Genomic DNA, 7,604 nt, shown 5'->3' on the forward strand with positions numbered 1-7,604 from the left:
ATCGCCGGCTCGGCGGCTTCAAAAGTGTTCGCGCACCAGACCATGGAGCTCGGCGGCAAGACGCCGGTGATGGTGTTCGACGATTTCGATGTCGACCAGGCCGTCAACTATGCGGCATTCGGCGCCTTCATCGGCGCGGGGCAAACCTGCGTTTGCGCTTCCCGTCATATCGTGCAGGCCTCGATCTATGACGAGTTCGTCGAGAAGCTGAAGACAAAAACCCAAAACATCCGGATCGGCGATCCCTTCGATCCCCTAACGCAATTGGGGCCGGTGATCTCGGCAAGGCAGCGCGACCGCGTGCTGTCCTATTGCCAGTTCGGCCGCGACGACGGCGCGCGGCTGGTGGCCGGCGGCGCCGCCGCCAAAGTGCCCGGCCACGAGAACGGCTATTTCGTGCAGCCGACGGTGTTCGCGGATGTGAAGTCCGACATGCGCATCTTCCAGGAGGAAGTGTTCGGCCCCTTCACCTCGGTGACGCCGTTCAAGGACGAGGCGGAGGCGCTGCGGCTCGCCAATGATTCGCCGTTTGGCCTCGCGGCCGCGATCCGCACCCGCGACGTCGCCCGCGCCCATCGCGTCGCTGCGAGCGTCAAGGCCGGCATCGTCTGGATCAACGACCATCACCGCCTCGATCCGGCCTCGCCCTGGGGCGGCGTCGACGATTCCGGGGTGGGGCGCGAATTCGGCACCGAAAGCTTCGACGACCATTTCAACGTCAAGAGCGTGATGGTCGCGACCCACGATCAGCCGTTCGACTGGTACCGCGACACGGCGGCCCAGCGACGATTGAACTAACGCGAACAGCACGCGGCTGCATCAGAGCAAACAAACCGGCAGCCGCGCCAACAAACAGAGATCTAGGGGGAATTCCATGGTTACCGCAGTAAACGCCGGCGCACGTCTCGACCGGCTGCCGATCTCATCGTTTCACTACCGGATTTTCTGGCTGGTCGGGGCCGGCATGTTCTTCGACGGCTACGATCTCTACGTCGCCGGCGGCGTGCTGGCGTCGGCGCTCCAGACCAAGTTCTCGACCGTTCCGCAAAACCTGCAGTTCATTTCGCTGACCTTTGTCGGCATGACGCTGGGTGCGCTGATTACCGGATTTGTCGGCGACAAGTACGGGCGGCGGTTCACCTATCAGGTCAATCTCCTGATCTTCGGGCTGGCGTCGCTGGCGGCAGCGTTCGCGCAGGATATCAATCAGCTGATTGCCTGCCGCTTCGTGCAGGGGCTAGGCCTCGGCGCCGAAATCGTCGTCGGCTATTCGACGCTGTCGGAGTTCGTTCCGCCGAAGACGCGCGGGCGCTGGCTGTCGATGATGGTGTTCATCGTGGTGGCCGGATTCCCGGTGACCGCCCTGCTCGGCTATCTCATCATCCCGGCCTTTGGATGGCGGCCGATGTTCATCCTCGCCGGCGTCGGCTCGCTGATCGTCTGGTATCTGCGCAAGAATCTTCCGGAGTCGCCGCGCTGGCTCGAATCGCAAGGCCGCACCGAAGAAGCCGAAGCCCTGATGCAGGCAATCGAAAAGGAATCCGCCGCCGGTAAGCCGCTGCCGCCAGTGGTGGTGCCGGCGCCTGTGCCGCAGGTCACCGCATCCGACATGCTGAGACCGCCGCTCCTGCAACGCATGATCGTCGGCTCCTGGGTGCTGATCACGGTCAATACACTGATCTTCGGCTTCGTGCTGTTCCTGCCGCAGTTCTTCCTGCGCCAGGGGCTGACCATCGCCAACTCGCTTGCCTATACGCTGGTGCTGTCGATCGCGTCGCTGGTCGGCTGCGCGCTCGGTGCCTACCTGTCCGACGCGGTCGGGCGGCGCTGGAGCATCATCGGTGCGTCGATCGTCACCATCGTCTCCGGCTTCATCTATGCCCGCTTCGACGCCGCCTCCGATCCGGCGATCGTGCTCAGCGTCGGGTTCGTGCTGATCGCCGCGATCTATATCCAGACGGCGATCCTGTTCGGCGTCTATACGCCGGAACTGTTCCCGACCGAGATCCGCTTGCGCGCCAACGGCATCTGCAACACGCTCGGACGCGCCGCGACCGTGGTCTCGCCCTTTATCGTCGGGTCGCTGATGGCATCCTACAAGCTGCCGGGCGTGCTCTGGCTGATGATCGGCCTGGTGATCGTCCAGATCGTGGTGGTGTGGGCCTGGGGCGTGGAGCCGCGCAACCGCGGGCTGGAGGATGTCGCCACCGCCAAGGCGTGATCGGCGCGACAAACAAGATGGTGGGCACGGCGCGAAGAGCGCCTTTGCCCACCCTACGCACTCATTCTCACGCGTTCTTCAGCGCAACCCGGAATTCGGCTTCGGTCTTCGACTTCACCTCGTCGAGCGTGACGCCGTCGGCGAGTTCGATCAGCGCCATGCCGTCCTTGCCGTGCTTGTCGATGGTGAAGACGGCGAGATCCGTCACCACCATGTCGACCACCCGCTCGCCGGTCAGCGGCAGGTTACACTGCTTCAGGAGTTTCGGGCCGTCCTTGGCGGAATGCTCCATCACGACCACGACGCGCTTGACGCCGGCGACGAGGTCCATGGCGCCGCCCATGCCCTTGACCATCTTGCCGGGGATCATCCAGTTGGCGAGATCGCCGTTCTGCGCCACCTGCATCGCGCCGAGGATCGACAGGTCGATGTGCCCGCCGCGCACCATGCCGAAGGAATCGGAACTGGAAAAATAGCTGGTCGACGGCAGCTCGGTGACGGTCTGCTTGCCGGCGTTGATCAGATCGGGGTCTTCCTCGCCCTCATAGGGAAACGGACCCATCCCGAGCATGCCGTTCTCGCTCTGCAGCACGACGTCGACGCCGTCGGGGATGAAGTTCGAAACCAGCGTCGGGATGCCGATGCCGAGGTTGACGTAAAACCCGTCGCGCAATTCCTTCGCGGCGCGCGCTGCCATTTGATCGCGGGTCCAGGCCATCAGACTTCCTCCCCGGCGGCGGCGGCCGCCTCGCGTTTGCGCGTGGTGCGCTGCTCGATGCGTTTGTTGCCGGTTCCGACCTGAATGATGCGCTTGACGAAGATGCCGGGCGTGTGGATGTGGTCGGGATCGATCTGGCCGGCGGGCAAAAGGTGCTCGACCTCGGCCACGGTGATTTTTGCAGCCGTGGCCATCATAGGATTGAAGTTGCGCGCGGTCTTGCGGTAGACGAGGTTGCCGGCGGTGTCGCCCTTCCAGGCGTGGACGATGGCGAGGTCGCCGAACAGCCCGCGCTCCATCAGATATTTCTCGCCGTCGAATTCCTTCACTTCCTTGCCCTCGGCGATCAGGGTGCCGACGCCGGTCTTGGTGTAGAACGCCGGAATTCCGGCGCCGCCGGCCCGGATGCGTTCGGCCAGCGTGCCCTGCGGGGCGAATTCCAGTTCCAACTCGCCGGCGAGGAATTGCTGGGCGAACAGCTTGTTCTCCCCGACATAGGACGAGATCATCTTCTTGATCTGCCGCGTCTCCAGGAGTCGGCTCAGTCCGATCCCGTCGACCCCGGCATTGTTGGAGACCACGGTGAGGTTCTTGACGCCGGAGTCGCGGATCGCGTCCGACAGGGTCTCGGCGATGCCGCAGAGACCAAACCCGCCGGACATGATCATCATGCCGTCCTTCAAGAGCCCTTCGAGTGCCGATTTGGCGTCGGGATAGACCTTGTTCATGAAATGCGACCTGAATGGAGGATAAGGCGCTTACGGCGTGCGCGAATGGGGATTATTAGGCGAAATCTTCGCAGTGCGTCAATGACGGCTCCCCAGGGCCTTCGGACGGTTCGGAACGCCTGGGTAGGCCTTGAAGATGGCCTTGAAAGCGTCAAGAAAGCCCAGCAAGTTGCCGAAGTTGGCATGGCAATCCAAGTCGGCCTTTGCCGACTTGGATAGCGTGTTTTGCCGAACTCGGGTAAAGCCGAGTTCGGGGGCACCCAGTCCGTCCCCTTTTTCAACCGCTACCCGCCGAGCTCAACCCGGCTTCGGTTCAAGCAGACCCGGATATGTCATTGACGATGGCCCAAGGAATGAAGCGCCTGGGGACGCCGATCGCGGCGTTGCTCGGCGTGGCGCTTATCGGCCTGGTCGCGACGTCCTGGTTTCTCAACCGGGACGCCCTGCGCCAGGCGGTCGAGGCGCAAATCCGGGCCGTCACCGGCCTTGATCTGGTGATCCATGGCCCGATCGACGTCTCGGTCTTTCCGGCAAGCTACGTCTCCTTTCATGACGTCGGGCTGAAGGGCTCCGCCGCCACCGACCCCGCGCTCTCGGTCGATGTGCTGACCGCTAATCTGCGCTTGCTGCCGCTGCTGCTGCAGCGGTTCGAGATCGCCGACGTCATGATGCTGCGTCCGCATATTCGCGTGGTCCGCACCCCCGACGGGGAGAGCAACTGGACGCCGTTCATCGACACCATTGCCCGCACCATGAAGCCCGGCGCCGACAACCCGGTGTCGTTCTCGGAAATCCGGATCCAGGACGGCGTGCTCAGTTATGATGACGCCGCCAATCACCTGTCCGAAAAGCTCGACGATATCGACCTTTCGCTGGCCTGGCCGTCAATCTCGCGGTCGTTCGCCGCGACCGGGCAATTCGACTGGCGCGGCGAGCGTGTCGACGGCGCGATCTCGGCCAGCGACTTCCTTGCCGCTCTGTCGGGTGACCGTTCTGGCCTGAAGGCGCGGCTTTCCAGCGCGCCGCTGAAGGTGGCTTTCGACGGCAGCGTCGCCGACCGCACCAGCATGATGATGGAAGGCGTCCTGACCATCGACAGCCCGTCCTTGCGCAGCGCCTTGGGCTGGATGGGCGGAGCGCCGCCCGGCAGCGGCGGGTTCGGCCGCTTCGCGCTGAAGGCGCGCGCCAATCTGGTCGGACCGTCGATCGCGCTCACAAACGTCAACGTCGAACTCGACGGCAACGTCGCCGAGGGCGTCATGACCTACGCCAATAACGGCCGCCAGACGCTGCAGGCGACGCTGGCCGCAGGCAACCTGGACTTCACGCCCTACATCTCCACCTTCCGCCTACTCGCCAGCGGCGCGCGCGACTGGAACCGGCAGGCGTTCGATCTCAACGCGCTGTCCACCACCGACCTCGACATGCGGCTGTCGGCGGCACGGGTGACGATCGGCGCGACACGACTCGGCCGCACCGCGTTCGGCGCGAACCTACGCGGCGGCGCGCTGGCGCTCTCCGTCGGCGAGGCGCAGGTCTATGGCGGCATCGCCAGGGGCTCGTTCGGCATCGCGCGCTCCGACGCGATCGCCGACGTCAAGGCGCAGTTCCAGTTCACCGACGTCGATCTGCAGGCCTGCGCCAGCGAATTGTTCGGGGTGACAAAGCTGTCCGGCCGCGGCAACCTCAACGTCTCGCTGGTGGCCTCGGGCTCGAGCCCGTTCGGCCTCGCATCATCGCTCGACGGCACCGCGTCCCTGACGGGTCATGACGGCGCGATCTCGGGCTTCAATGTCGAGCAACTCCTGAAGCGGCTGGAGCGCCGGCCGTTGTCCGGCGGTGGCAATTTCCGCTCCGGCTCGACGCCTTACGACAAGCTGACGATCGCGGTGAAATTCGCCGACGGCGTCGCCACCGCCGAGGATATCCGCGTCGAAGGCCCCGCCGCCCGTCTCACGCTGACCGGCACCGCCTCCGTGCCTTCGCGCGAATACGACATGAAAGGCGTGGCCAGTCTGAATACGCCGGCGGGCGGCCCGCCCGGCTTCGATCTGCCGTTCGTGGTGCAGGGCCCGTGGGACGATCCCCTGATCTTTCCGGATCCGGAAAGCCTGATCCGCCGCTCGCCGGCGTCCGCTCCGCTGCTCGACGCGGTGAAGGACCGCAAGACGCGGGATGCGGTGAAGTCGGTGCTGGAGCGGCTGACGGGGGGTGGCGCAAAACCGGTGGCGCCGGATGCGGCCGCGCCGGCGGCGGCGGGCGGGAATTCGAACTGAGGCTCCCGTATGCAGTTAGCGTCGAAACATGTGTCGCCGCGGAAACTCTGGTTTCGCCTACTCGCCGTTGGCGCCATTTCGGCAACGATCGGCGGCGCGGCATACGCGCAGAATCTCGATCAGGGCAAATCGCCCGCCAAGCTGTTTGCGGATAGTTGCGCGACATGTCATCGCAGCCCGCGCGGTCTTGCCAAGGGCCGCTTTCGTCTGACGCTCTTCTTGTTCCTGAAAGATCACTACGCGAGCAATTCCAGCTCGGCCTGGGCGCTCAGCTCTTATCTGGAATCCGTCGCAAGCCCACAGCGCCGCCGATCGGGGGATGCCGCGGCGAAGCGGTCGCCTCCCGCATCCCGCTCGTCACGGTCCGCGATCCGCCCGCCTGAACCGGTGCCGGACCGTTAGCCCAGCGAGCCGCGCGACCGGAGCATCGCCTGATGCCGTCAAAGCACTCTTGCTCTTACGAACAGCGCACGCAGCGCGTTGGTCGCAGGCACGGTCAGCATCGCATCATCGGCGGCGCCCTGAAGCCAATTGACGGCGTCGGCATGCAACGCGCGGAATTCCAGCCACTCGATCGAACTGAGATTGGTCAGGAACTGATAGGCCTGGCCGACGGTGGCGATCGGTACCGCTTTCCCGTTCAGCCTGATCTTGAATGTCGTTCGCAACGGCGTTTCGGAAATGGATGCATCGCTCATGACGGCGTGTTCGAGTGCTGACCGGCCAGTGTCGTTCCGCTCAGGCTCGGGACGACGACGAGCCGATTGATCGCTCCGTCGTTGAAGGCCTTGAGGAATCGATCATAGTCCCTGATCGAGACGCAGCCGTTGGAATCGCCGTCGGGGCCGAGCATGTAGCTGTGCGTGAGCAGCCCGGAACGTCCGTTCGTGGTACTGCCCTCGGCTGGGATCATGCGCAGCGCCTGCACGCCGTGAAACAGCCGTTCGCGCGGCTTCAGTTCATAGACGGCCGGCGGGGTCGCGCCGGCGTTCGGCACACTGACGTGCTCGGGATCGTCCTTCAGGCTGCCCATTCCCGAGTGCGCCTCCAGGCTCATGCCGTTCGGCAGGTAAACCGCATGGGCCGAGATGTCGTAAACCGCGGTGAGATTGTCGTAGCCGAGCGACGCGAGATCAGGCCCCTGGCGAAACAGCCCGCCGTCCGGCTCGAGCGAGGCCAGCTTGATATGACCCGGCAGCAGGTCGGACAGTTTTTGCAGAAGCGTGCGGTCGTCCGGCCGGGCCGCGTTGTCAGCCAGGGCCGACCCGGCCCGCGATTCCAGGTCCGCTGTAGCGGGACGAGACCTTGGCAAGGGAATGCCGGTTGCAGCCGGCGGCTTGCTCTCGTCGGGCCTGCTTTCACCGGTCTTGTTTTCGTCGGCCTTGCTTTCGTCGCGCCTGCTCTGATCGACACTGCCCGCGTCGAGACGGGCCTGTTCGACAAAGCTGGCGCGCCAGTCCGGAGCTATCAACTGTCGGGCAAGCGTGTCCCTGGCGAGGCGGAACTTCAATTCGGTGGCCGGCGATCCGGACATCGAGAGCGACGAAAAACGTTCGTTGAAGGAGAGGGGATCCGGGCCGCGTGGCAAAGCCGCCGATGCGAGTGCTGTGGTTTGATCGGAATCGGAGATCCAGGCAGCCGCGCCCAACGCCAGAGCGAGC

The 7,604-nt window shown here is 64.7% G+C and carries 8 protein-coding genes; 4 read left to right on the forward strand and 4 right to left on the reverse strand.

The window, feature by feature from the left end; genetic code table 11:
- Together QZ213_RS21500 and QZ213_RS21505 are read left to right on the forward strand one after the other, a co-directional pair.
- A partial coding sequence (locus QZ213_RS21500; RefSeq protein WP_291688109.1) for an aldehyde dehydrogenase family protein occupies positions 1–798 on the forward strand: 798 nt, incomplete at its 5' end.
- A gap of 76 nt (positions 799–874) precedes the next feature.
- A complete protein-coding gene (locus tag QZ213_RS21505) occupies positions 875–2,221 on the forward strand; it encodes an MFS transporter (RefSeq protein WP_291688110.1) in 1,347 nt (448 codons plus the stop codon).
- Between the two features lie 67 nt (positions 2,222–2,288).
- Here QZ213_RS21505 and QZ213_RS21510 read toward each other — a convergent pair whose 3' ends face one another.
- Together QZ213_RS21510 and QZ213_RS21515 are read right to left on the reverse strand one after the other, a co-directional pair.
- The gene (locus QZ213_RS21510; protein ID WP_291688111.1) at positions 2,289–2,939 is read right to left on the reverse strand and encodes a 3-oxoacid CoA-transferase subunit B; all 651 of its coding nucleotides are present in this window, start codon (positions 2,937–2,939) and stop codon (positions 2,289–2,291) included.
- Complete coding sequence (locus tag QZ213_RS21515) at positions 2,939–3,667, reverse strand: CoA transferase subunit A (protein WP_291688112.1); 729 nt, start codon at positions 3,665–3,667, stop codon at positions 2,939–2,941. The genes QZ213_RS21510 and QZ213_RS21515 overlap by 1 nt, the downstream gene beginning before the upstream one ends.
- Positions 3,668–4,008: 341 nt before the next feature.
- Between QZ213_RS21515 and QZ213_RS21520 the strand changes: the two genes are divergently transcribed.
- Together QZ213_RS21520 and QZ213_RS21525 are read left to right on the forward strand one after the other, a co-directional pair.
- Positions 4,009–5,943: an AsmA family protein gene (locus QZ213_RS21520; RefSeq protein WP_291688113.1), complete on the forward strand. Its 1,935-nt coding sequence runs from the start codon at positions 4,009–4,011 to the stop codon at positions 5,941–5,943.
- Positions 5,944–6,018: 75 nt separating this feature from the next.
- Positions 6,019–6,345: a hypothetical protein gene (locus QZ213_RS21525; RefSeq protein ID WP_291688116.1), complete on the forward strand. Its 327-nt coding sequence runs from the start codon at positions 6,019–6,021 to the stop codon at positions 6,343–6,345.
- Between the two features lie 38 nt (positions 6,346–6,383).
- Here QZ213_RS21525 and QZ213_RS21530 read toward each other — a convergent pair whose 3' ends face one another.
- Together QZ213_RS21530 and QZ213_RS21535 are read right to left on the reverse strand one after the other, a co-directional pair.
- A complete protein-coding gene (locus QZ213_RS21530; protein ID WP_291688114.1) occupies positions 6,384–6,641 on the reverse strand; it encodes a hypothetical protein in 258 nt (85 codons plus the stop codon).
- On the reverse strand, positions 6,638–7,604 hold a 967-nt coding region (locus QZ213_RS21535), incomplete at its 5' end, for a DUF2778 domain-containing protein (RefSeq protein ID WP_291688115.1). The genes QZ213_RS21530 and QZ213_RS21535, both read right to left, overlap by 4 nt.

Source organism: Bradyrhizobium sp. (assembly GCF_017881085.1).
In the GTDB taxonomy this organism is placed as follows: domain Bacteria; phylum Pseudomonadota; class Alphaproteobacteria; order Rhizobiales; family Xanthobacteraceae; genus Bradyrhizobium.